Annotated in this window: 21 protein-coding genes; 12 read left to right on the top strand and 9 right to left on the bottom strand. The window is 68.6% G+C overall.

Features of this window, described 5'->3' with window-relative positions; all coding sequences use genetic code 11:
* Window positions 1-42 precede the first annotated feature (42 nt).
* Window positions 43-900, top strand: coding sequence for a sugar phosphate isomerase/epimerase (locus tag QN350_RS10455; RefSeq protein WP_322140236.1), 858 nt, complete (start codon window positions 43-45; stop codon window positions 898-900).
* A 122-nt stretch (window positions 901-1,022) separates the two neighbouring features.
* On the opposite strand, the gene QN350_RS10450 is transcribed toward QN350_RS10455, so the two are convergent.
* Genes QN350_RS10450 through QN350_RS10440 form a run of 3 tightly spaced genes read right to left on the bottom strand, consistent with a single transcriptional unit; the run spans window position 1,023 to window position 6,669 of the window.
* A complete protein-coding gene (locus QN350_RS10450) occupies window positions 1,023-3,017 on the bottom strand; it encodes a YhgE/Pip family protein (protein WP_322140237.1) in 1,995 nt (664 codons plus the stop codon).
* Window positions 3,014-6,037, bottom strand: a complete 3,024-nt coding sequence (locus tag QN350_RS10445; RefSeq protein ID WP_322140238.1) for an MMPL family transporter — start codon at window positions 6,035-6,037, stop codon at window positions 3,014-3,016. Before QN350_RS10445 ends, QN350_RS10450 begins: the two co-directional genes overlap by 4 nt.
* A 5-nt stretch (window positions 6,038-6,042) precedes the next feature.
* Window positions 6,043-6,669 carry a TetR/AcrR family transcriptional regulator gene (locus QN350_RS10440; protein WP_322140239.1) on the bottom strand — a complete coding sequence of 209 codons (627 nt, stop codon included), beginning with the start codon at window positions 6,667-6,669 and terminating at the stop codon, window positions 6,043-6,045.
* Window positions 6,670-6,808: 139 nt separating this feature from the next.
* Here QN350_RS10440 and QN350_RS10435 point away from each other — a divergent pair, with 139 nt between their 5' ends.
* The 7 genes from QN350_RS10435 (at window position 6,809) to QN350_RS10405 (ending at window position 11,990) form a co-directional block, all read left to right on the top strand.
* Window positions 6,809-6,997, top strand: coding sequence for a hypothetical protein (locus tag QN350_RS10435; protein WP_134447351.1), 189 nt, complete (start codon window positions 6,809-6,811; stop codon window positions 6,995-6,997).
* Between the two features lie 115 nt (window positions 6,998-7,112).
* The gene (locus tag QN350_RS10430; RefSeq protein WP_322140240.1) at window positions 7,113-7,544 is read left to right on the top strand and encodes a hypothetical protein; all 432 of its coding nucleotides are present in this window, start codon (window positions 7,113-7,115) and stop codon (window positions 7,542-7,544) included.
* A 73-nt stretch (window positions 7,545-7,617) separates the two neighbouring features.
* Window positions 7,618-9,459, top strand: coding sequence for a glycoside hydrolase family 15 protein (locus tag QN350_RS10425; RefSeq protein ID WP_322140241.1), 1,842 nt, complete (start codon window positions 7,618-7,620; stop codon window positions 9,457-9,459).
* A 67-nt stretch (window positions 9,460-9,526) separates the two neighbouring features.
* Window positions 9,527-10,156 carry a biotin transporter BioY gene (locus QN350_RS10420; protein WP_322140242.1) on the top strand — a complete coding sequence of 210 codons (630 nt, stop codon included), beginning with the start codon at window positions 9,527-9,529 and terminating at the stop codon, window positions 10,154-10,156.
* 6 nt (window positions 10,157-10,162) lie between these two features.
* Window positions 10,163-10,843 (top strand): ABC transporter ATP-binding protein, encoded by a 681-nt coding sequence (locus tag QN350_RS10415; protein WP_322140243.1) that lies wholly within the window; start codon window positions 10,163-10,165, stop codon window positions 10,841-10,843.
* The gene (locus tag QN350_RS10410) at window positions 10,840-11,433 is read left to right on the top strand and encodes an energy-coupling factor transporter transmembrane protein EcfT (RefSeq protein ID WP_322140244.1); all 594 of its coding nucleotides are present in this window, start codon (window positions 10,840-10,842) and stop codon (window positions 11,431-11,433) included. Before QN350_RS10415 ends, QN350_RS10410 begins: the two co-directional genes overlap by 4 nt.
* Before the next feature lie 119 nt (window positions 11,434-11,552).
* Window positions 11,553-11,990 (top strand): flavodoxin family protein, encoded by a 438-nt coding sequence (locus tag QN350_RS10405; protein WP_322140245.1) that lies wholly within the window; start codon window positions 11,553-11,555, stop codon window positions 11,988-11,990.
* A gap of 46 nt (window positions 11,991-12,036) precedes the next feature.
* On the opposite strand, the gene mgtA is transcribed toward QN350_RS10405, so the two are convergent.
* Together mgtA and QN350_RS10395 are read right to left on the bottom strand one after the other, a co-directional pair.
* The gene (gene mgtA, locus QN350_RS10400) at window positions 12,037-14,748 is read right to left on the bottom strand and encodes a magnesium-translocating P-type ATPase (protein WP_322140246.1); all 2,712 of its coding nucleotides are present in this window, start codon (window positions 14,746-14,748) and stop codon (window positions 12,037-12,039) included.
* 153 nt (window positions 14,749-14,901) lie between these two features.
* The gene (locus tag QN350_RS10395; protein WP_281535384.1) at window positions 14,902-16,296 is read right to left on the bottom strand and encodes a cation:dicarboxylate symporter family transporter; all 1,395 of its coding nucleotides are present in this window, start codon (window positions 16,294-16,296) and stop codon (window positions 14,902-14,904) included.
* Between the two features lie 134 nt (window positions 16,297-16,430).
* On the opposite strand from QN350_RS10395, the gene QN350_RS10390 reads away from it, so the two are divergent.
* Entirely contained in the window at window positions 16,431-18,098 is a 1,668-nt protein-coding gene (locus QN350_RS10390; protein ID WP_322140247.1) for a sensor histidine kinase, read from the top strand.
* The gene (locus QN350_RS10385; protein WP_322140248.1) at window positions 18,091-18,804 is read left to right on the top strand and encodes a response regulator; all 714 of its coding nucleotides are present in this window, start codon (window positions 18,091-18,093) and stop codon (window positions 18,802-18,804) included. The genes QN350_RS10390 and QN350_RS10385 overlap by 8 nt, the downstream gene beginning before the upstream one ends.
* Window positions 18,805-18,825: 21 nt before the next feature.
* Here QN350_RS10385 and QN350_RS10380 read toward each other — a convergent pair whose 3' ends face one another.
* Window positions 18,826-19,338 carry a mycothiol transferase gene (locus QN350_RS10380; RefSeq protein ID WP_281535388.1) on the bottom strand — a complete coding sequence of 171 codons (513 nt, stop codon included), beginning with the start codon at window positions 19,336-19,338 and terminating at the stop codon, window positions 18,826-18,828.
* 164 nt (window positions 19,339-19,502) lie between these two features.
* Between QN350_RS10380 and QN350_RS10375 the strand changes: the two genes are divergently transcribed.
* On the top strand, window positions 19,503-20,675 hold the full coding sequence (locus QN350_RS10375) for an AI-2E family transporter (RefSeq protein WP_322140249.1): 1,173 nt from the start codon (window positions 19,503-19,505) through the stop codon (window positions 20,673-20,675).
* Between the two features lie 9 nt (window positions 20,676-20,684).
* Window positions 20,685-21,347, top strand: coding sequence for a GAP family protein (locus QN350_RS10370; protein ID WP_322140250.1), 663 nt, complete (start codon window positions 20,685-20,687; stop codon window positions 21,345-21,347).
* 60 nt (window positions 21,348-21,407) lie between these two features.
* On the opposite strand, the gene QN350_RS10365 is transcribed toward QN350_RS10370, so the two are convergent.
* From QN350_RS10365 to QN350_RS10355, 3 genes are all read right to left on the bottom strand, one after another.
* The gene (locus QN350_RS10365; protein ID WP_323507827.1) at window positions 21,408-21,794 is read right to left on the bottom strand and encodes a DUF1622 domain-containing protein; all 387 of its coding nucleotides are present in this window, start codon (window positions 21,792-21,794) and stop codon (window positions 21,408-21,410) included.
* Window positions 21,795-21,868: 74 nt separating this feature from the next.
* The gene (locus QN350_RS10360) at window positions 21,869-22,510 is read right to left on the bottom strand and encodes a ScbR family autoregulator-binding transcription factor (RefSeq protein ID WP_322140252.1); all 642 of its coding nucleotides are present in this window, start codon (window positions 22,508-22,510) and stop codon (window positions 21,869-21,871) included.
* A gap of 70 nt (window positions 22,511-22,580) precedes the next feature.
* Window positions 22,581-22,757: a hypothetical protein gene (locus QN350_RS10355; protein ID WP_322140253.1), complete on the bottom strand. Its 177-nt coding sequence runs from the start codon at window positions 22,755-22,757 to the stop codon at window positions 22,581-22,583.
* Window positions 22,758-23,667 lie beyond the last annotated feature (910 nt).

Raw genomic sequence — 23,667 nt, 5'->3', positions numbered from 1 at the left:
CGCGACACCCGCCGTTCAACCGTCGGGTTTACTCTGGCGCCAATGATTCGCATCGGCATGAGCACGACGTGCGCCTATCCGCTCTCGACAGAGCATGCCTTCCGGCTTGCGAAGCTCGCGGGATACGACGGCATCGAAATCATGGTCTCCCGCGACGAGGTCACCCAGGATGCCGCTGCGCTCCTGGCCCTTTCGCGGAAGTACAAGCTGCCGATCTTCTCGATCCACGCGCCTGTGCTCCTGCTCACGCATTTCGTCTGGGGCAGGGACCCGCTCGTGAAGCTCGAACGATCGGCAGCCCTCGCGGCCGAGGTCGGGGCGCGAACCGTCGTCGTGCATCCGCCGTTTCGCTGGCAGGCCGACTTCGCCGTCACGTTCCTCGACTCCGTGCGCGAGATCAGCGCGCAGAGCGGCATCGAGATCGCGGTCGAGAACATGTTCCCGTGGAAGTTCGGCGGCCGGAGCATGAAGGCGTACTCCCCCGGCTGGGACACCACCCGGATGGACTGCGACGCGGTCACGCTCGACTTCTCGCACTGCGCCCTGAGCGGGCTCGACAGCCTCGCGATGGCGACGGAGCTCGGCGCCCGCCTCAGGCACGTGCACCTGTGCGACGGGTCAGGCTCCCTCGACGAGGGCAAGGTCTTCGACGAGCACCTGCTGCCCGGCCGGGGCAGCGAGCCGGTCGCCGAGGTGCTCAACCTGCTCGCGCGCACGGACTGGGACGGCCGGATCGTCGCGGAGGTCAACACCCGCAAGGCGCGTACCGAGCAGGAACGCCTCGTGCTGCTCGTGGAGACCCTCGCGTTCGCGCGCCTGCACACGAATCAGCGCCGGGTGCGCCGCGCCCCGCGCTCGCCTCGAGCCCGCGAGTCCCTGCGTCCCGGCCAGCAGCAGTAGCCCCCAACGAATTCGACGGAGTTTTTGCGTTTTGAGTACGTGAGAGCGCGGTTTAAGCGCTTTCCGGACAGAATCTCCGTCGAATTCGTTAGGGGCAGGGCAAGGGCGGATGCGGGGCGGGGTCAGCCGCGGGCGAGCGCCAGGGCGAAGGAACGCGGACCGCGCTTGGCGGCAACGGCCCAGAAGGTCAGGCCGATGCTCACCACCGCGAAGAGCAGCAGGATGCCCACGGCATTGAGCGCGCCGGCTCCCCCACCCGACACTATCCCCTGCATGCCGCGCACGGCCCAGGTGAGCGGCAGGAACGGGCTGATCGCCTGGAACGGCGCCGAGACGAGCTCGATCGGGTACAGGCCGCCGACCGCCGTGAGTTGCAGGGCGAGGAGCACGAGGGACATGACGATGCCGACCCTGCCGAACGCCACGGTAAGGAACTGGTGCACCGCGACGAACACGAATGCGAGGAACACCGCGAAGCCCAGTGTCGCGGGGAGCAGGGTCCAGGTCACGCCGAGCGACGCGTGCAGCAGGGCGACGACGACGACCGCCTGGACGGCGGCGAGGCCGAATGCCCGGCCGAAGCCACGCGAGACGAGGCGCCCGGTCGAGGCCGTCGACGCGAGCGCGGTGCTCGTCACCGGGCGCATCACGAGGAAGATCGCGAGCGCGCCGATCCAGAGCCCGACGGGAACGAAGACCATGCCGAGGAGCGGGCCGATCGTCGTGATCGGATTGTCGCGGGTCGTGGTGATGGCGACGGGCTCCGAAACGACCGAAGCCGACTGCGCAGGGTCGTCCTGGTTCAGTTTCTTCGCGCTCTCGGCTCCGGACGCGAGCCCGGTCGCGAGCTGGCTCGCGCCCGTCTCGAGCTGGTGCACCCCGGTGGCCGCGGCGGCGGTCCCGGTCGCGAGCTGGGAGACGCCGCTCGAGAGGCTCGACACGCCCGAGGCGAGGCCGGTCGCGCCGGTTCGGAGCGATGCGGATCCCGCTGCGAGCTTCGCGGCCCCTGCCGCGCTCTGCGCGACGCCGCCCTGGACGCCCGTGAGAGCGGATGTCGTCTGCTGGCTGAGTCCGCTGCCCTGGGTGGACAGGGTGTCGAGCCCGCCCTGAACGCCCGTGATACCACCGGAATACTGGGTGAAGTACGCGCGGTACTTCGCGATGATCTCCGAGGCGTGGGTGGGATCGGCGGCGACGGCCTGCGCCATCGCGTCATAGGTGGGGACGAGGGGTATCGCCGCGGACAGGCTCGACAACCCGGTCGCCGCCTGCGTGACTCCCCCGGTGTACTGGGCGACGCCACTGCTGAGGGCGCTGAGCCCCGCCGTGCCGGAGTCGAGCTTGCCGAGGCCCGCGCTGAGCGCATCCACCCCGTTCGTGTACGCCTTCACTCCGGTCGCGAAGCTCGACGCTCCGGTCGCGGCGGACGCCGCTCCGGTGGCCGCGGAGGACGCACCCCCGGAGAGGGAATCCAGGCCGGTGGCCACTCCGGTGACTCCCGTGGAGACCTGGCCGGCGCCATCCGCTGCCGTGGTCAGCGAGCCGCCGAGCGTGGTCAGGCCTTTGTACAGGCCGCTCAGGTACTGGGTGGTGATCTGACGGCCGAAGACGCCCGTCATCGCGGACCCGACGGTCCCTGCGACGGTTCCGGCGAGGTAGGAATGCGCGTCGTCGGTGCGGATGGCGAGTTCGGCCTGGGACGGTGCTGCGGTGCCGATCGAGGTGATCGATTTGGAGAAATCGGCGGGGATGGTGAGCACCGCGTACGCCTTGCCGGAGGCGAGGGCGGCCGCCGCATCCGCGGAATTGGAGATCGTCCAGGCGAACCCGGTCGACGCAGTCCTCGACGAGGCCGGCGCGGTCAGCTCGGTCACGAGCAGGCGCCCGGCGAGCACGGTCTGCTTTGTGCCGTCTGCGGCCGTCGTCGTGACGAAGGTGTCGTTGTTGACGACGATCGCGGGCAGGGTGTCGAGCCGCTGGTCTGCGGTCGCGAGCGCGCCGGCGAAGACGCCTGCGACCGCGAGCGGTACCACGATCAGTCCGGCGAGTACGGCGCCGAAGGTCCAGCGGCGCTGTCCCGGCGTGCGGCTGAAGAGTCGTTCGAGCCTGGTGCTCATCGCAGTGCAGCCTTTCCATCCAGGGAGTCGGCGCCGAAGACGGCGTCGCGGGGGTCGGGGGTGTCAGTTGGCCGGGTCGCATGACGCGGGTCAGGGTCGAGCGACGGATATCCGCCGCGAGCTCCGGCGAGGGCGAGCTCTGCCGGTTCGACGGGCTCGAGCGCTTCGAGGTCGACGACCTGCACGGACCGGCCCGCTGCGGTCAGCGGATGCTGCGCCGCCGCCGCGAAGATCAGCGTGGTGTCGGCGGGAGCGAGGGTCGCCACCACGGCACCGACGCTGCGTCCCGCGGAATCGGCGGGGAGCCCTTCGCCGAGGTCGATGACGACCACGCCGGGACGTTCGGCGAGCGCCGCCGCGACGAGGACCGCGGCACGGGACACGGCCGACAGGGAGGACACGGGGGTGGCCGCGGTGAGGTGCGCGAGCGGAGCGCGGTCGTCGGCGAGGGCACGGTTGACGCGTCCGATCCAGCTGTCGAGCTGGCTGCGGCGGCTGCGGGAGCGGAACCGTGGCTGGGTGAGGTCGAGCCGCTCGGCGAGCAGTTCGCCCACGGTCATCCCGTTGTCCCGGCTGTCGCCGACGTCGGCGAGCGCGACGACGCGCAATGCGCGACCGCGTTCGGAGGGCAACGGATAGCTGAGGACCTGGAGTCGGCCGGAGACCGGGTCGAGGCGGCCGGCGAGCGTCGCGGCGACCACCCGGCGATGGGCGGTGGTCCCGGTGAGGACGAGCACAGATCCGGTCGACACGGAGACGGTGAGCGGGCCGATCGTGCTGCCCGGCAGGCCGAAGACGGCCTGGTCCGCGGTGATGGCGCCGTCCTGCGCCTTCGCCCAGTGACTGTCGAGCATGTGGTGGCGGAGGCCTTCGCCTTCGATGTCGACGTTGGGGAGCAGGCGGTCGAGCCAGCGCGGCAGCCACCAGGCGGCACGGCCCGCGAGGGCCATCGCGGCGGGCACGAGCGTCATCCGCACCAGGAAGGCGTCGAGGAAAACGCCGACGGCGAGGGCGAACGCAATGCCCTTGATCGCCCCGGTGCCGTCTGGAACGAAGGCGAAGAAGACGAAGAACATGATGAGCGCCGCTGCGGTGACGACGCGGGCGGCGTGTGCGAAGCCGTAGACGACGGCCTGGCGCGCGTCGTTGCTCTTGACGTACTCCTCACGCATCCCGGACACGAGGAAGACCTCGTAGTCCATGGCGAGTCCGAAGAGCACGGCCATCAGCAGGATCGGCAGGAAGCTCAGGATCGGGCCTGGCGTGCTCACCCCGAGCAGGTCGGCGAACCAGCCCCACTGGAAGATCGCGACGGTCGCGCCGATCGACGCGAAGACGGAGAGCAGGAACCCGATCGCAGCCTTGACCGGCACGAAGACGGAACGGAACACCATCGTCAGCAGGATGATGGAGAGCCCGACGACAATGAGCGCGAACGGGATGAGCGCGTTGCTCAGCCGGTTCGAGATATCGATCGACACGGCCGTCGCTCCCGTCACCGTGACGGGAGTCCCGAGTTCGGAGTCGATTCCCGGCGCGAGGTCCCGAATGGCCTGGACGAGGTCCTTGGTCTTCGGGTCGTTCGGTGCGCTGTTCGGCATCACCTGGATGATCGCGGTGTCGACCGTGGCGTTCGGGGTGCCCTTGCCGACGAAGGCGACGTCGGGCAGGGTGCGCAGCTTGGCGCTGATCGTCTCGAGGTCCGGGAAGATGTTCGTGGTCTGGGTGATGTCGACCACCACGATGAGCGGGCCGTTGTAGCCGGGGCCGAAGCCCTCCTCGATCATGGTGAATGCCTTGTGCTGGGTCGAGTCGACCGGCTCGGAGGCGCCGTCCGGCAGGTTGAGGTCGAGGCTGAGGGCGGGGATCGCGAGGGTGCCGAGGATTCCGACGACGAGGATCACGGCGACGATCGGTGCCTTCATCACGAGGCCGACCCAGCGGCGGCCCATCGTGGGCCGGCCGGTGTCCGGCATGGTCGCCCGGTTGTGGGCGCGCCCGCCGGGTTTCGGGGTGAGGCGGCCCTTGGCCAGGCCGAGAATGGCGGGCAGGAGGGTGATGGCGACGAGGATGGCGATGAAGACGGCGACCGCGGCTCCCACCCCCATCACGCTCAGGAAGGGAATTCCGACGACGAGCAGTCCGAGCAGGGCGATGATGACGGTGAGCCCTGCGAAGACGACCGCGCTCCCGGCGGTGGCCACGCTCGTCGAGGCCGATTCGTGCGGTTCGACCCCCCTCGCGAGCTGGGTCCGGTGCCGGGACAGGATGAAGAGCGAGTAGTCGATCCCGACGGCGAGCCCGAGCATCATCGCAAGCATCGGGGCGGTGCTCGAGACGGGCACGAACGCGGAGATCGCGGTGATACCGCCGATGGCCACGCCGACGCCGATGAGCGCCATCAGCAGCGGCATCCCGGCCGAGGCGAGCGAGCCGAAGGTGATCAGCAGCACGACGCCGGCGAAGAGGAGGCCGAACACCTCGGTGATGGTGATGCCGAAGGTGTTGGACGAGAAGACCTGGCCACCGAAGGCGACCTCGAGACCGGCCTTCTCGGCGATCGCGGCCGTCGCCGTAACGGCGTTGAGGGTCGCGTCCGTCACGTCCGCGGATGGCCCGTCGAGTTGCACGACGCTGCGCGCGGTCCCTTCGTCCGTCGAGATGGCGCTCGAGGCGTAGTCGGAATAGGGGGTGATCACGGACACGACGCCGGGCACGGCCTCGAGTTCGGTCGCCATGTCGGTGATGGCGGTCTTGTACGGCTCCGTGTTGACGGATGCCCCGTCCGGCGTCTTGTAGACGACCTGCACAGAGGCGCCGGCCGCCTGGGGGAACACGGCGGCGAGCTGGTCGATCGCGTCCTGCGATTCGGTGCCGGGGATCGCGAAGGATTCGGCGGTCTTGCCGCCCAGGGCGATGCCGCCGCCGAGGATTCCGATGAGGAGGAGCGCCCACACGCCGATGACGAGCCAGGCGCGCTTGTAGGCGAAGTGGCCGATCCGATACAGAAGGGTTGCCATTGTGATTACTTCCTGGGCTGGGTGGTGCGGACGGCGACGGGGGCGAGGAGTTCGGAGAGGAGGGTGATGAGGGCGGGCCGGAGATCGTCCGTCGGCGTGATGTCCTCGTCGAAGAACGTCAGGCCGGCGACGAGCGAATAGGCGGCGCCGCCGAGCGCGACACCGAAGCGCATCCGGTCGATGGTCGTCGCGTGCTCCTGGCAGAGGGCGTCGCCGAGGCGAACGATCAGGGCCCTGGCCCTGTCGATCACGGCGATGCCCTTGAGGGACTGGGCCTGGTTGATCAGCACGTGTACTTCGAGCCGGTACTGGAGCAGGAAGTCGACGAAGTCCTCGATGAACTGACGACGCGAGGCAGCATCCTCCGAGGTGGACGTGAACCCGCCGAGGATGTCCTCGAGGCGCTCGATGGCCGGGGTGAGTACTTCACCGAGGAGGGCGTCCTTCGAGGCGAAATGGTAGAGCACACTCGATTTCGAGTACCCGGCGGACGCCGCGATCTGTTGCAGGGAGGTACCGGCGAACCCGACGGCTGCGAACTGCTGCAGCGCCATGACCCGCAGTTCGGCTCCCGCACCGGGGCGGACAGTCGCGACAGCGGCGGGGACGAGGTCTTCCGGTTCGATCGGCACTGGACCACCTTAGCTGACCGATCGGTCAGTTCCTGCACGGTCGGTCAGTTTGTTCACCCACTCGTAACGTGCCGGAAGCCGGCCGCCGCACGGCACCCGCCCCCGTCCGGTTCCGGGTACCGTGGTTCCCGGAGGACCCATGCGAAAATTCATCTTCAGCAGCGCGATGCTCGGCGTCGTCGCCGGCGGTTGGAACATCCTGCAGGCCACCCGGCGCGGACCACGCGACTGGCGATTGCTGCTCATGTGGATCGGCTGGGCCCTGAGCGCGGCCGTCGCCATTGGCACCATTGTCAAAGATGCCGATGAGCGTCAAATCGACAGTTAGGTATCCCTGCTGTTTCTGACTCGGACTCGTGAGCGACCGGCGTGTCCGTCGCTCAATCGCGCCCGGGGCCGTCACACTGATAGCAGAAAGAGCTTTCAAGCGAAAGGGGCTCCCGATGTTTGGTCGACGACGTCGTGCCGCACCTGCCATTCCGGTCCCGGTGATACCCACCCCCGAACTCAGCGACGACGAGGTCTTCGACCTCTTCCACGGCGAGTTGTCGCGGCTGATCGGCGAGCAGGGCCTCTGGACCCTTGTGCCGCGCAGCCCGGCAGACACCGACGTGATCTTCCACGGCCTCAAGGCCCGCCAGGTGGCCGCCTCCCTGACGACGGCGCTCCGCAGCGCGACCTCGGAGTTGCGCGGCGAGTCCGTCGGCGAACCGGCGGCGCTGTCGTTCACCCCCGCTCCGATCACCGTCTGGGCCGAACCGGATGCCGCTGCCCGCAAGCCGGCCGCCCCGCAGCCGCAACGTCTTGTCTCCGCCGTGCCGCTCGCAGGCTACACCGCCGTCGAACCCGCAGAACGCGCCCGCCTCGTCGCCTGAGCATTCGCTCCCGGTCCCGACCCGGGCATCCGCTCACAGCGGCCCGGCACCCGCGCGATGGCAGGATGTCTGCATGCCCCTGAACATCGAGGACTATGCCCTGATCGGCGACTGCCACTCGGGTGCCCTGGTCGGCAGTGACGGCAGCATCGACTGGCTCTGTCTGCCGCGCTTCGACTCCGCGTCGATGTTCGGCGCGCTCCTCGGCACCGAGGACCACGGGCGCTGGCTGCTCGCCCCGGCAGACCCCGCCGCCACGAGCACGCGCAGCTATCTCGACGGCACCTTCATCCTGTCCCAGACCTGGACGACCCCGACGGGGAGTGTCGAGGTCCTCGACTTCATGCCGCACGGTGACGGTCGCCCTGACGTGCTCCGCCGGGTGCGCGGCGTGTCCGGTTCCGTCGAGATGGCAGAGGAACTGCGCATCCGCTTCGGCTACGCCGTGAGCATTCCCTGGGTGCGCCAGGTGCACCAGGACGGTGAGACGGTGTTGCTCGCCGTCGCGGGTCCCGACGCCATCGCCGTGCGCGGCCCGGAGCTGACCGCCGCCGACCACCGGCACACGGCCACATTCACGGTTGCGGCGGGTGAGGTCGTCGACCTGCAGCTCGCCTGGCATCCCTCGCACCGAACGCCGCCCGCCGCCGTCGACGTCGACGCAGCGCTGGCTGCGACGACCGCCTGGTGGACCGACTGGGCGAGGTCCTGCACGCACGACGGCCCGTACCGGGACGAAGTCGTGCGCTCCATGCTCGTGCTGCGGGCGCTCACCCACGAGGACACCGGCGGCATCGTCGCGGCGGCGACGACGTCACTCCCGGAATTCCGCGGCGGCCACCGCAACTGGGACTACCGCTATGTCTGGCTCCGCGACGCGGCGCTCACCCTGACCGTGCTGCTCGCGCACGGGTATGAGGTGGAGGCCCACGACTGGCGCGGCTGGCTGCTGCGCGCGATCGCCGGCGACCCCGACGACGTGCAGATCATGTACGGGCTCGCCGGCGAGCGGTACCTGCCGGAGCGTGAGCTCCCCAGCCTGCCCGGGTACCGCGGGTCCAGCCCCGTGCGGGTCGGCAACGGCGCCGTCGACCAGTTCCAGGCCGACGTGATCGGCGAAGTCCTGGTGGCACTGCACGCCGCGCGCCACAGCGGTCTCACGGAGGGCGAGTTCTCCTGGCCGCTGCAGCGCGCACTGATCGGGTCCCTCGAGCGGAGCTGGTCCCGGCCGGATCAGGGCATCTGGGAGGTGCGGGGGCCTGCCCGCGAATTCACCCACTCCCGTGTGATGGTCTGGGCGGCCTTCGACCGGATGGTACGTGGCTGCACCGAGTTCGGACTCGACGGCCCCGTCGAACGCTGGACGGCCCTGAGGGACGAGATTCGCAGCGACATCGAGCAGCGGGGCTTCAACGCCGAACTCGGCACATACACCCAGTACTTCGGCGGCACCGAGGTCGACGCCTCCCTGCTTGTGCTTCCCCAGGTGGGCTTCCATGAACCGACGGATGCCCGGATGCTCGGCACGGTCGCCGCGATCGAGGCCGACCTGATGCGGGACGGCCTGGTGCTGCGCTACCGCACGGAGGTGCCCGTCGACGGGCTGGCCGGCGGCGAGCATCCGTTTCTCGCCTGTTCCTTCTGGCTCGTTGAGCAGTATGCGAGCTCGGGGCGGGGCGAAGACGCCCGGGCGCTGATGGACCGGCTCGTCGGATTCGCCAACGACGTGGGGCTGTTGAGCGAGGAATACGACGTCGGCGCGGGCCGCCAGGCCGGCAACACGCCGCAGGCGCTCACCCACCTCGCCCTCGTTCGCGCGGCCGACGCGATCACGGCGATGGAGGAGCGGGCCGCCCGGCCCGCCCGGACGGGAAGCGAGATCGCCGCCGCGGCCGTTTCGGGTGCCGACCGATAGAGATCCACCGGATTCTTTGTAGGTCTCCTCTGGAAAGCACCCCCGGACTGCTCGTACATTGAAAACCATGACCGCCAGAATCCTGACCGTGCGCGACCTCGCGCAGATCGCCATCTTCGCCGCGCTGATTGCGGCCCTCGGCGCCCCCGGCCCCCTCTCCCTCGGCGTGATCGCGGTGCCGATCACCCTGCAGACCCTGGGCGTGATGCTCGCGGGCGCGATCCTCGGGGCCCGCAAGGGCTTCTTCGCCGTGCTGCTCTTCCTCGCCCTCACGGCGGCCGGGCTGCCGTTGCTCGCCGGCGGCCGTGGCGGCCTCGCCTGGTTCACGACCTCGCCGTCGGCGGGCTACCTGTACGGCTGGCTCCTCGGCGCGCTCTCGATCGGGTACCTCACCGGCCGGCTGCTCCCGAAATACCCGTTCTGGCCCGCGCTCGGTGCGACCGTGCTCGGCGGCATCGTCGTGATCTACGCCATCGGCGTTCCCGTCACGGCGTTCACCCTGCACCTCCCCATCTGGGGCGCCCTGGTCGACGCCTCGAAGTTCCTGCCAGGAGACGCGATCAAGGCCGTCGTCACAGTCCTCGTCGCCAGCCAGGTGCACCGCGCGTACCCGGGCCTCATCCCCCGTAGCCGCACGGTCGCCGCGGCCACCACCGCGGCCACCACCCCGGCCCAGGCCTCGGCCTCGGACGAGTAGGCCGACGTGAGCACGATCGTCTTCGACGGGGTGTCGCACTCCTTCGGCGACCGGCGCGTGCTCCGCGACCTGAGCCTCACCCTCACCGAACGCCGCATCGGGATCGTCGGAGCGAACGGCTCGGGCAAATCCACCCTCGTCCGTCTGATCAACGGGCTCGTGACACCGGATGCCGGCACCGTCACCGTCGACGGACTCCTCGTCGCGAAGAACGCGCGCGAAGTACGACGCCGGGTCGGCTTCATCTTCACCAATCCCGACAACCAGATCGTGATGCCGACCGTCGAGGAAGACGTCGCGTTCAGCCTCCGCAAACGCGGACTGAGCGCGGCCGAGATCGCCGGGCGCACCCGGGAGGCACTCGACCGTTTCGGGCTCAGCGCCCACGCCACCCACCCGGCGCATCGGCTCTCCGGCGGCCAGAAGCAACTGCTCGCCCTCGCCGCCGTCCTCGTCGGCGAGCCGCGGGTCGTCGTGGCCGACGAGCCGACGACACTCCTGGACGCCCGCAATTCCCGGCGCATCGCCGACCTGTTCCGGGCCATGACCCAGCAGGTGATCGTCGTCACCCACCAGCTCGATCTCCTCGAAGACTTCGACAGGGTGATCTGCATCGAGGATGGCGCCATCGTCGCGGACGGCGCACCGACCGTGGCCATCGACGCGTACCGGGCACTGCTCGCATGATCGGCCTCTACTCGCCGGGGCACTCACTCCTCCACCGGGCGCCGACCCTGCTCAAACTGGCCGTCCTGTCGGCCGGGGTGCTCTGGGTCGGCATTCTCGGCGAACCGTGGCACCTCCTGGTCGCGCTCGGCGTCGTCGCCGGCCTGTACCTCGTGGCCGGCGTGCCCGCGCGCGCGGCCTGGCAGCAGATCGGCCCGATCCTGTGGATCCTCCTGATCGCCGTGCCGATCCAGGCGCTCCTCGCGGGCTGGGCCCCGGCGGCGCTCATGGCCGGCCGGCTGCTCGTGGCCGTCGCCCTCGCCGCGCTCTTCACGCTCACGACCACAGTGACGGCGGTACTCGAGGGGTTCCAGCGGCTGCTCCGCCCCTTCGGTCGCTGGGTCGATGCCGACCGGGTCGGCCTGCTCGTGGCGATCACGCTGCGCTGCATCCCCCTCGTCGCCGAGATCGTCACCGAGGTGCTCGAGGCGCGCAGGGCCCGCGGCACCCAGGGTTCCCTGCTCGCGCTCGCGGTGCCGGTCGTCGTGCGGTCGCTCTACGCGGCGGATGCGATCGGCGAGGCCCTGGTCGCGCGCGGTCTCGACGACTGACCGGCAGCCGTGTGACACTCGTTCTGGGTACTTCTCCGGCACGAACGAGCCTCGACAGCCCCACCGGCCGGGACCACACTGGGAGCATCTGAACCATCGTTTCCTAGTGGAGGCCGCTCGTGAGCGCGCTCGTTGTCTTCGATTCCAACTACGGCACCACCGAATCCGTCGCGGGGGCCATCGCGGATGCGATCGGCGGCAGTGCGGTTTCGGTCGCGACCGTCAGACCGGACAGCCTGTCCGAAGTGGATCTCCTCGTCGTCGGCTGCCCCATCAACGGTTGGCGTCCCTCCCCGCGGATGCAGGCCTTCCTCGACCAGTTGCAGCCAGGCTCCCTGCGCGGCATCCAGGCGGCCGCATTCGACACCCGGATCCACTCCCCCCTGCACGGGGACGCCGCCGGGAGGGTGGCCCGCAGTCTCAGGGCCGCCGGTGCTCACATCCTGGCCAGGCCGACAGGGTTCCTCGTCGACGGCAAGACCGGACCGCTCGCGGCCGGTGAGCTCGACAGGGCACGGGAGTGGGCCGGTTCGATCGTGACCGCCCTCGCCTCCTGAGCCGCGCTCTGATCAGCCTCCGCCAGGATCCGCCTCGGTCGTGGGGCTATTTCCGGCCGGCCCTGGCCCGCCGGCGCCGGGCGGCCGACCGTCGCCTGGCGACGACCGCCCCCGGTTCCACGACGCTGAAGCGTGCCGCGCGCCGGGCGAGGTGGTGGCTCGAGACCCGCTGACGGGTGGCCGGCGGCTGTTGTGCGGGGCGGCTGAAGAACCACTGCTTGGCGAACTCGACCAGGACGAGGTACAGCACGGTCATCCCGGCCAGGGCGAGGAAGAATGGCAACGGCAACGGGTCGAAGCCGAGGACGCCGGCGAGCGGAGAGAACGGCAGGTACATGCCGATCGCGACAACGGAGAATGCCGAGATGGTGAGCCCTCGAGAGGCCTTGCTGCGCAGGAACGGCACCCGGCGCGTGCGGATCGCGAAGATGATGAGCGTCTGCGTGGCCAGCGATTCGATGAACCACCCGGCCCGGAACTCCCCGGGCGCAGCCTGGAAGACCACGAGCATCAGCGCGAAGGTCGCGAAGTCGAAGAGCGAGCTGATCGGGCCGAACAGGAACATGAAGCGCCGGATGTAGCCGATGTCCCAGTGTGAGGGCGCGAGCAACTGCTCCTTGTCGACCCGGTCGCCGGGAATGGCGAGCTGGCCGGCGTCGTACAGGAGGTTGTTCAGGAGAATCTGCCCGGGCAGCATCGGCAGGAAGCTGAGCACGACGGATGCCGTCGCCGCGCTGAACATGTTGCCGAAATTGCTCGAGGTCCCCATCAGCACATACTTGATCGTGTTCGCGAAGATCCGTCGACCTTCCATCACCCCGTCGGCCAGCACGCCGAGGTCTTTGTCGAGGAGCACGACATCGGCGGCGTCCTTGGCGACGTCCGTTGCGCTGTCCACCGAGATCCCGATGTCGGCTCCGTGCAGGGCGAGCGCGTCGTTGACGCCGTCGCCGAGGAAGCCGACGGCACGCCCGTTCGCCCGCAGGACGTGGATGAGCCGGGACTTCTGCTCCGGGGACACCCGCGCGAAGATGCTCGCTTCCTCCGCCCGGACCGCGAGGTCGGCATCCGTGAGGGCGTCGATCTCCCCGCCCGTCAGCGTGCCTCCCGACTCGAGGCCGAGATCGCCGCACACCTTCTCCGCGACCCGGGCGTTGTCTCCCGTCGCGATCTTCACGGAGATGCCCAGGGTCTCGAGCCGCTTGAGCGAGACCCGCGCGCTCTGTTTCGGGCGGTCGAGGAAGATGAGGAACCCGGCGAGGGTGAGGTCGGTTTCGTCGGCCGGGCGGATGCCGGTGAGCCCGTCGGCAGAGCGGGTCGCGACCGCGACGACGCGGCTGCCCTTCGCGTATTGCTCGTCGAGCAGGTGCCGGGCGGACGGTGCCACGTCACGGCAGACCTGGAGCACCTCCTCCGGCGAGCCCTTGGTGACGAGGGTGACCGCACCTTCGGGGTCGCGCACGAGCACGCTGGTCATCCGGCGCTCATGGTCGAACGGGATCACATCGAGGCGGGCGTACGCGGACACCCGCGACGCCGCGGCATCGGGTGCGGCCCAGACGGCGACGTCGAGTGGATTCTGGCCGACCGTCGACACGGCGCCCGTCGAGTAGTCGACCTCGGTCGCGAGCAGCCCGAACCGCAGGACGTCGTCCGCATCGACGTGCGGGGCTGCCGGGAGCGCCGTCGTGAAGGAGATCTTCCCCTCGGTCAGGGTTCCGGTCTTGTCGGTGACGAGCACGTCCATGTCGCCGAGGTCCTCGATCGAGACGAGGCGCTTGACCAGGACCTTGCGCTTCGAGAGCTCCCGGGTTCCGGTGGCGAGGCTCGTGGAGACGACGGCAGGAAGGAGCTGGGGAGTGATCCCGACCGCGATCGCGAGCGAGAACAGCAGGGACTCGAGCAGGGGGCGCTGGAGCAGCAGGTTCGCGACGAAGATGAGCGTCGTCAACCCGATGGCCACCTCGAGCAGCAGCAGCGAGAACCGCCGGAGGCCGAGCTCGAACTCGGTCTGCGGCTGCCGGGTGCCGAGACCGAGCGCAATGCGCCCGAATTCGGCGTGCACTCCCGTGTAGACGGCGACGCCGACGCAGCTTCCGGACTGGACGACAGTGCCCATCAACGCGCAGGAGCTCAGGTCGCCGAGCGCCGCTCCGCCGGGGACGGGTTCCGGCGACTTGTCCACCGGCAGGGACTCCCCGGTGAGGATGCTCTCGTCACAGAGCAGGTCCTCACACGAGAGCAGGCGGATGTCGGCGGGGACGACGGCGCCGAGGGACAGGTGCAGGATGTCGCCGGGGACGATGTCGACGACATCGATCTCGACCAGGGAGCCGTCCCTGACGGCGACGGCCTTGTGCGTCACCCGCGAATGCAGTGCCTCGGCGGCGAGTTCGGCCCGGTACTCGTTGCTGAAACCGAGCCCGACGCTGACAAGGAGAATGACGCCGATCACGATCGAGTTGGTGACGTCCCCGAGGAGCAGCGACAGGGCTGCGGTCACGATCAGGAGGATGAGGATCGGGCTGCGCAGTTGCCTGCCGAGCACGGACAGGGGTCCCGCCTTGTGCGTGCGGACCGCGTTGGGGCCGGTCTCGGCGAGCCGACGGGAGGCTTCGACGCTGCTCAGGCCCGCGGCCGTCGACCCGAGTTCGCCCAGCACCTCCGCCGTGCTCCTGCTGGCGAAACCGGCGAGCGGCGCCGCCCCGTCCGGCCTCGGACTCTGGCTCACGGTTTCTTCCGACGTGAGGTCGGGCATCTCCGTCATCTTCTTCTCGGTCCCCCGGTCAGGCGCCTGGTATCGCGCTGATTCCGAGACTATCCCTCCCCCGGCGACCTGGCGGATGCGCGGCGGCGGGCCCGCCCTCGAGGCGGTGCGGGCCCGGCGCCGCGCTTCACGGTGAAGCCGTGGTCAGTGCCTGGCGTCTTCGAGCACTGCGGACTGCGCCGCCCGTTCTGCCGCAACGGATTGTTCCGCGGGGGTGGGGTCGACGGTGTGCGCCATCATGGTGGTCTCGTCGAACGGTTCGAGGCGATCGAGGACCCGGTCGACCTGGGCCCTGTCGATCTCCCGGGTCCAGGACCCGATCAGCACGGTGGCGACGGCATTGCCGGTGAAGTTCGTGAGCGCACGCGCCTCCGACATGAACCGGTCGATGCCGACGATGAAACCGACGCCGCCGAGCAGCTGCGGGGCGTGGGCCTGCAGTCCAGCGGCGAGGGTCGCGAGGCCGGCGCCGGACACGCCGGCGGCTCCCTTGGACGCGATGATCATGAACACGAGCAGGCCGATCTGCTCGCCGAGGGCGAGCGGCTGGCCCATCGCGGTGGCGATGAAGAGGGAAGCCATGGTCAGGTAGATGGCGGTGCCGTCGAGGTTGAACGAATAGCCCGTCGGCACGGTGACGCCGACGACCGGCTTGGAGACACCGAGGTGCTCCATCTTGGCGATCAGCCTCGGCAGCGCGGCCTCGGACGACGAGGTCGAGAAGATCAGCAGGTATTCCCGGCCGAGGTAGCGCATCAGCTTGAAGATACTCACGCCGGTGGAAATCTTGAGCAGCCCGCCGAGGATGACGACGATGAAAAGGATGCAGGTGAGGTAGAAGGCGCCCATCAGGGTGAAGAGGCTCACGACCGCCTGGAAGCCCGTGGCGCCCACGACCGCCGCGATGGCGCCGAACGCGCCGATCGGCGCGAGCCACATCACCATGATCAGAATCCGGAAGACGAGGGCCTGCACGTTCGCGATCGCTTCGAGAATCGGCTTGCCGGCCCTGCCCATCTTCTGCAGGGCGAACCCGGCGATCAGGGCGACGAAGAGGGTCTGCAGGATGTTGCCGCTCGTCACGGAGGAGAACAGTGTCGTCGGGATGATGCCCAGGAAGAATCCCTGTGAATCGGCGGCAGCCGGTGGCACGTACGCCGCGGCCGCCTTCAGGTCGAGCCCGGCGCCGGGGTGGATCAGGTTCCCGACCAGCAATCCGATTCCGAGTGCGAACGTGGACATGACCAGGAAGTAACCGAGTGCCAGTCCGCCGATCCGGCCGACGGTCGCAGCCTTGGCGATCGAGCCGATGCCGATCACGATCGTGCAGAAGATGATGGGCGAGATCATCATCTTGATCAGGGCGATGAATACGTCGCCGAGCGGCTTGAGCGAGACGGCGAAGCCGTCCTTGCCGCCGAAGAGCAAGCCGACGGTGATACCGAGCACGACGGCCACGACGACCGCGATGTAGAGGTAGTGGGACTTATCGATCCGTTTCGCCGGGCGGACCGGACGTGTGGCTCGCAGTGCTGCCATGAGAGACTCCTTTGTCTGGTGTTGTGCGTTTCAGAATGGTCGACTCGGTGCGAGGCGTCACGGTTGCGGTCATATTGTTCACGGGCGACGGGCACACGGTTTCAGTCACATCGAGGTGAGAAGGGCGGCACGCCATGATTCGCGGCTGGAGTATCGCGCGCCGGCTCTTCCTGGCCCATTTCGTCTTCATCGTCGCGCTGACCGCCTTCGTCGGTACCGCACTCTTCATCGACGCCCGCGATCGCGGCTACGCCGAAACCGAGAGCCGGATGCTGTCGGTCGCGACGGCCATCGCGGAGAACCCGCTCGTCCTGGAGGCCAGCGGGACCCCGGATCCGAGCGCGCTCCTGCAGCCCTATGCCCTGAGCGTCACGCAGAAGGCCGGGCTCGACTTCATCACGATCATGGCCCCTGACCGCACCAGATGGACTCACCCCACCGAATCGGAGATCGGCCGGCCGTACATCGGCACCATCGCGCCTGCCCTGGCGGGAACACCGTTCACCGAAGTCACGACGGGAACCCTGGGTCCGTCCGTCCGCGCGGTCGTGCCCGTCGTCGATGCGCAGGGAGCCGTGCGCGCGCTCGTCGCTGCCGGCGTCAAGACCAGCAACCTGTCGATCGCGCTGACCGCACGACTGCCCGCTGTCCTGGGCCTCGCGCTCGCCCTCCTGGTGGCCGGTGCGCTCGTCACGTCCCTGATCGGGCGTTACCTGCGCAGGGTCACCCTGGGTTGGGGACCGGAACAGCTCGCCCAGCTGTTCGTGTACTACGACTCCGTGCTGCATTCCGTTCGGGAAGGACTCGTCCTCGTCGATCTGAAGGGCGAGCTCGTGCTCTACAACGACCAGGCCGCCGAGTTGCTCGGCATCCCGTCTCGCCCGGCGAATGCGCGAGGTGCCGCCGCCCCGACCCTGGGCGAGCTCGAGCTCCCTGCCGGGCTCGGGGACCTGCTCCGCAGCGGCAGGCCCGTCCAGGATGAGATCCATCTCACCCGCACCCGGGTGCTCGTCGTCAACCAGCAGCCCGCGCTTGCGCCGCCCGTGAGCGGCCGCGGAAAACCGACGCCGATGGGGTGGGTGGCCACGATCCGCGACCACACCGACCTGCAGTCTCTCGGCAGCGAACTGCAGTCCATGCAGACCCTGTCCGACGCTCTGCGTGCCCAGACCCACGAGCATGCCAACCGGCTGCACACGATCGTCTCGCTGATGGAACTCGGCCGCACCGGAGACGCACTCGAGTTCGCGACCAGGGACCTCGAACTCGGCCAGCTGCTGACCGACGAGGTGGTTGCGTCCGTCGACGAGCCCGTGCTGAGCGCGCTACTGATGGGCAAGTTCGCACAGGCCAGCGAGCTCGGCGTCAACCTCGCCGTCGAGGCCACCGGCAGCCTGTCGGACACCGGACTCCAGGCCAGGGACCTCGTCACGATCGTGGGCAACCTGATCGACAACGCCCTCGACGCCGCCATGGACGCCCCGGCGCCGCGGGAGGTTCGCCTCTCGGTGCGCAGCGGCGCGGTCTCCGTCGTCATCGAAGTCGCCGACAGCGGAAACGGCGTCGATCCGGACACGATCGACGATGTGCTTCGCCGCGGCTTCAGCACCAAGGAACCCGGCGAGTTCGGGCGCGGGCTCGGCCTCGCACTGGTCCAACAGACCGTGAACCGGCTTGGCGGCACCCTCTCCATCGGCCGGAGGACGGGCGCCGTCTTCACGGTCACGCTGCCCTGCCGGACCCCCTACCCGGAGGTTTCCAGCGTGCGCCCCACCGGAAGGACGGATGCGCACGATGCCTGACTCGGACATCCGCGTGCTCGTCGTCGAGGACGAGGCCATCGCGGCCGAAGCCCACGCGGTCTATCTCGGGCGCCTGGCGGGATTCGTGCACGCCGGGACCGCGCGGGACGGGCACTCCGCCCTGCGGTCGCTCGCGGAAGCGGAATCGGCGGGCCGTCCGATCGACCTGGTCCTGATGGACATGACGCTCCCCGACCTCCACGGCCTCGACGTCAGCCGCCGGATGCGTTCGGCAGGGCTGATGACGGACATCATCGCGATCACGGCGGTGCGCGACCTGACGATCGTGCGCGGCGCCGTGGCAGCAGGCATCGTCCAATACCTGATCAAGCCGTTCACCTACGCGACCTTCGCGCAGAAGCTCGGTCAGTATCGCGACTTCCGGCTCCAGCTCGGCGTGCAATCCCGGGTCACCAACCAGTCCGACGTCGACCTGGCCTTCGCGAGCCTGCGCGCGCCCGCCGAGCTGCCCCGACCGAAAGGACTCGCGGAGGGCACCCTGACGGCCGTCATCGACTTCCTCAAGGCCCACGAGTCCGCCGTCTCCTCGAGCGAGGTCACCGACGAACTCGGGATCTCCCGGGTGACGGCGCGCCGGTACCTCGAGTACCTCGCGGACACCGGAACCGTCGTACGCTCTCCGCGGTACGGCACGCCGGGTCGCCCGGAGAATGAATATGCCTGGAAGCGAATATCGCGACCCTGAGGCTCAGGGCGGTCGGCGGGGTCAGGCCCCGGAGCGGACCGCCAGGCCACGCACGAACGCGGCCTGGCCTGCGTGCTGCAGGTCATCGGCCAGCACGCTCACCAACCGGGCTCCGAGAGTCACGGGCGGGTTCCACGAGGTGTCGACGATGCGGTCGAGGTCCTCGGGGGTCAGCGTCGGAAGGTAGGCGAGGGTGCGGGCGTGCACGGCGTCGAAATAGCCGCCGAGCAGGTCGGCACTGGCCCGGACGCCCCCGACCTGGTCCGCGGTCTGGCCGTATCCGGTCTCGGAGTCGGAGAAGGGCAGGTCGAACCTCGCGGCCCAGCCGTCCTTGGTCCAGAGTTCTTCCTCGCCGAGCAGTTCGGACACGTGTCCGTCCTGCACCCGGGTCAGGTGCCAGACCAGCCAGGCGATCGAATTCGCCTCCGGGTCCGCCCGGTACTCGAGCACGGCCGGGCCGGCCTGCCGCAAGACCGCACGCACCACGCCGCCGACCCGGCCGTAGGCCTCACTCAACAGCTCGCCTGACAGCATCCGTCTCCCCCGCTCTGGTTAGTTCCTCTCAGACTAGCTTCGAGGTGCCCCGCCGGAGAAACGCGGAAAGGACGCTGAGCGCGCGAAATGGGACTACGTTTCCCAGTGAATCGTTGGCGGAGCCACTCGATGGACAACCCATCGCAGAGGATGGCGGAACAAGCATGAGCATCGTCGGACCCGATCCCACGCCCCTGCCCCGGTATCCCCGCGGCACGCTGCTCCTGGTCGGCCTCGCCGCCGCCACGATCACGGCGATGGGGATGAGCGGCATCCGCGGCATTCTCGCCCCCGTCCTGCTCACTCTCGTGCTCTCCATCTGCGCGCATCCGGTGCGGGTGCGCCTGGAACGCCGCGGGGTGCCGCACGGCCTCGCGACGGGCTCGGTGATCCTCGTCGTCTTCGCACTGCTGTCCGGCTTCTTCTATGTCGTCATCGTGGCGATCTCCCAATTCGTCTCGATGCTGCCTGACTATGCCGCGGAGATCCACGACCTCGGCGTCTCCCTGGGCGAGTTTCTCAACACGATCGGCATCGGCGACGCGCAGATCCAGGCGATGACGGAAGGCTTCACACCCAGCCGGTTCGTTCCCTACCTCACCGGTTTCCTCGGCAGTTTCTTCGGCATCGTCGGCTTCCTGGTCATCGTCCTGACCATGCTGATCCTGATGTCCTCTGACGCGTCCTATGCGCACACCATTCTCGGGCAGTTGAGCCAGCGCCGGCCGGGCCTCGTCGATGCCCTCAAGGTCTTCGCCGCGAACGTTCGTCGCTACATGGTGGTCACGACCGTGCTCGGGTTGGCGCAGGGTTTTCTCAACACCATCGCGCTGTGGATCCTCCAGGTGCCCGCTGCCCTGCTCTGGGGACTCCTGGCCTTCCTCTGCAGTTTCATCCCCAACATCGGCTACTTTTTCGCCATCACGCCGCCCGTCGTGTTCGGCTATCTTGTCGGCGGCTGGCCGACCGTGATCGCCGTCATCATCGTCTACGGCGTGATCAACGGCGGCGTGCAGTCGATCATCCAGCCCAAGGCCGTCGGCAGCGCCGTCTCCCTCAACCAGACCATCACCTTCTTCTCCGTTCTGTTCTGGGCCGTCGTGATCGGACCGATCGGCGCCATCCTCGCGATCCCCCTCACCCTGCTCGCCCGAACGTTCCTCGTCGACTCCGATCCCGACGCCTCGTGGGTCAGGCCGGCCTTCGGACCGACGAGCGAGACCCGTCGGCTCCTCAAGGCGGCGGATGTCGCGGACCGGAATGCGCGGAAATCGAAGCCGCCCCAGTCCCCCGGGTCGACATCCGCGCCAGCGCCGGAGCCCCGGCGCACGGTGTGAGGCGCATCCATGCTCCCCACCATCGGACGACTGCTCCCGCTAGCGCTCGCCGTCGCGCTCAGCACGACGCCCATCCTGGTGACGGTGCTGCTGTTGCTCTCTCCGAAACAGCGCTGGTCGGTCCCGGCGTTCCTCGCGGGCTGGACCGTCGGGCTGATCGTCGTCACGGCCGCTTTCACGGCGACGTTGACCTGGCTTCCCCCCGCGGACATGTCCGTCGTGCAACCGGCCCTGGGCTGGGTCGAGATCGTCCTCGGCGCCGCTCTCCTCGGGTCGGGCCTGTGGAAGCTCGTGCATCCGTCGCCGCCCCGGTTGGCCGAACCAGCCTGGCTGAACCGCATCGCGACCCTGGGCCCGGTGTCCTGCGCCGGGGTCGGACTCGTGCTCAATATCCGGCCGAAAGCGCTCGTCCTCGGCACGGCGGCCGGGCTCGCCCTGAGCGCACGCGCGCTCCCCTTCGCCGAGTTGGTGATCTGCATCCTCGTCTACACGGTGATCGGGGTGTCCAGCGTCGCCGTTCCCGTCATCATGACCCTGGCCTCGCCGCAGACCATGGTCAAGCCGCTCGAGGCGCTCAAGAAGCGCATCGTCAACCCGTCCCAGACCGTCACCGTTGTCGTGGCCCTCATGCTGGGTGCCCTCATCCTGGGCGATGGCATGACCCGGATCTGACCGCCTGACCCGCAACCTGCGCGTGACGGGACCTCAGGGCCCGGCGGTATGGCTCCGGGACTAGTGCGTGGGTGACTGCGGGGTCACGGAGGCCTCGGGATCGACGCGCCAGCGAGACCACGGCCAGACTCCGTCCATTTCGACCTCGAGAGAGAAGCTCAACACCACGCGGATCAGGACGATCACGGCGAGGACGAGGACACTCTGCACGGTCGGTTCGACGAGGATGGTCCGAATGATGTCGGCCACGATGAGGACCTCGAGGCCGAGGAGGATGGCCCGGCCCAGGTCACGACGGAGACCGACGTACGCCTGGGTGCGGGTGGAGGACCGCAGCACCCGCACCAGGGCGATCGCGAGTGCGAGGGCCCCGCCAAGCACCATGATGATCGCGCCGGCCGCCTCAACCACCTGCACACCGGCCGAAATGACCTGCTCGAAGTCCATGGACATCCCTCTCCTCGGGTGATCAGACGTTACCCTGTCCGGGTCGCCTCGGCCAGCGCCGACAGCATTCGGCATCACCGAGGGGAGAACGCCGCTTCCAGCATCCGCTGGCTGGAACTCTCGTCTCCGGGCGGTACGAGTGCGGGCAGGAGAATCTCCCACATCTCCCGAACTCGCTGCCGGAGGTCGGCACGCTCCGTGAAGACGTCGGAGACCATCTGGACTCCCGTGAAGGCGGGAATGATGAAGTGCGCGAGCTTCGCGGCATCCGTGCCGGCGCGGAGTTCGCCCGTCGCGGTTGCTGCCCTGGCCAGTGTCTCGAAGGTTGCGAGCCAGTCCTCATAGGGACGTGTCAGTGACCGGTCGAACGACGACGTCTCCGTTGTGAGGCGGATGCCGGCACGAACAATGGGATCGGTGGTCAGTCGTTCAGCGAGGTCAGCGCAGAGCCGAAGCATGGACTCGAGTGGTCCGGCCGTCGATTCGAGTATCCGCGCCGCGGCGGCGGTCGCGATCTGGTGCTCTGCCTCGATGATGGCGAGTGCAACGTCTTCCTTGGAGGGGAAGTGAAAGTACAGGGCACCTTTCGTCACACCGGCGGCTGCCGTGATGTCGGAAAGTGTGGCGCCGCCGAAGCCCTGGCGATAGAAGACCTCCGCGGCGCCCGCGATGACCTTCTCGCGCGTGTGGATCGCTCGCTCCTGTTGTGCGGTCATGGGTGTTCCTCCGGGCGATAACGCATCCAACATGTGTGCGGCTGCGTGTCGAGATCCCGGTCCGGTGCCGCTAGTCCGGTTCAGGCCGTTCCGCCGCGTCCGGCTTCCGCCTCAGCGCCAACCGAATCATCAGGACGCCGACGGCCAGGAGCACGGTAATGCCCAGGATCGGCCCCAGGTCGTAGCCGAGCCAGAAGAGCGGCACGAATACGAGACTGGCGATGACGATTGCCGTTGAAATGTCCACCAGCTGCGCTCGCGTTGATTGTTTCAAACTTCCCCCCAGATGTTTGTTCGGAGAGCTCGGCACCGGCTGAACGTGAGTTCGGGCCCGTGCTCACCGCCCCCCGACAGTGTCGACACCGACGATGCGCCTGACGGCGAACGCCGATATCGATCCAATAAAAAACCGGTTTCCCCGTTTGTTTGGTTCCCCTCGATGAGTGTATGCGAATGTGGCGACGATAGGTCGGTCTCGCGCAAAAAAAGTCGCGCTGCATGGCTCCCTGAAGCGGCAAGAGGCAGCGAACCGCAGGTCATCACGCTGCATCGGTAAGCCACCCGATCGACTCGGGGGAACCACAGTCAGGAACAGGAAGGTGCGCGTATGTGCAACCGATTCCGCGACGTCGGTCAGGGTCCGCGCGATCGTGGCGCAGCCACCGATACCGTTACCGTTACCGTTACCGTTACCGTTACCGTTACCGCTCAACGTACCTGACGCAGATGGGAGACAGCCTGCGCCCTCGCCTGACGGAACTCGCGGGAGTCAGCTGTCGTCGAATGACGATTGTCAAGACGATCGACCTGACGATGGCAGGCGATGGAGTGTGCGGCTCACGTGCAGCCGAGTGTTCGTTCGCGGTGCCGGCCCGCCGTCGCGGCCCAGCACGGGAGACACATCCGTCGGTGAAAAGTTATCCACAAAACCCCTATTGATCGGGTTATCCACAGGTGGTTCGTGGGGTGGCGGATGCCGCGGGAATGTCGGTGGTGGTCCGTAGAGTGACCGGCATGACAGCTGAAGAACCCTCAGAATCCCCTCTGGAAAGCACAGTGGACAGCACAGTGGAGAGCACTGTGGACAGCACGGCGGAACCCCCGCCCGGGACCCCTCCCGACCCAGACCTCAACGCTCGGCACCTCGGCCTCGTGGA

The organism is Cryobacterium sp. 10I5 (assembly GCF_035019865.1).
Taxonomy (GTDB): domain Bacteria; phylum Actinomycetota; class Actinomycetes; order Actinomycetales; family Microbacteriaceae; genus Cryobacterium; species Cryobacterium breve_A.
Note: the sequence above shows the minus strand (reverse complement) of the source record. Positions and strands in the feature narration are given on the sequence as shown.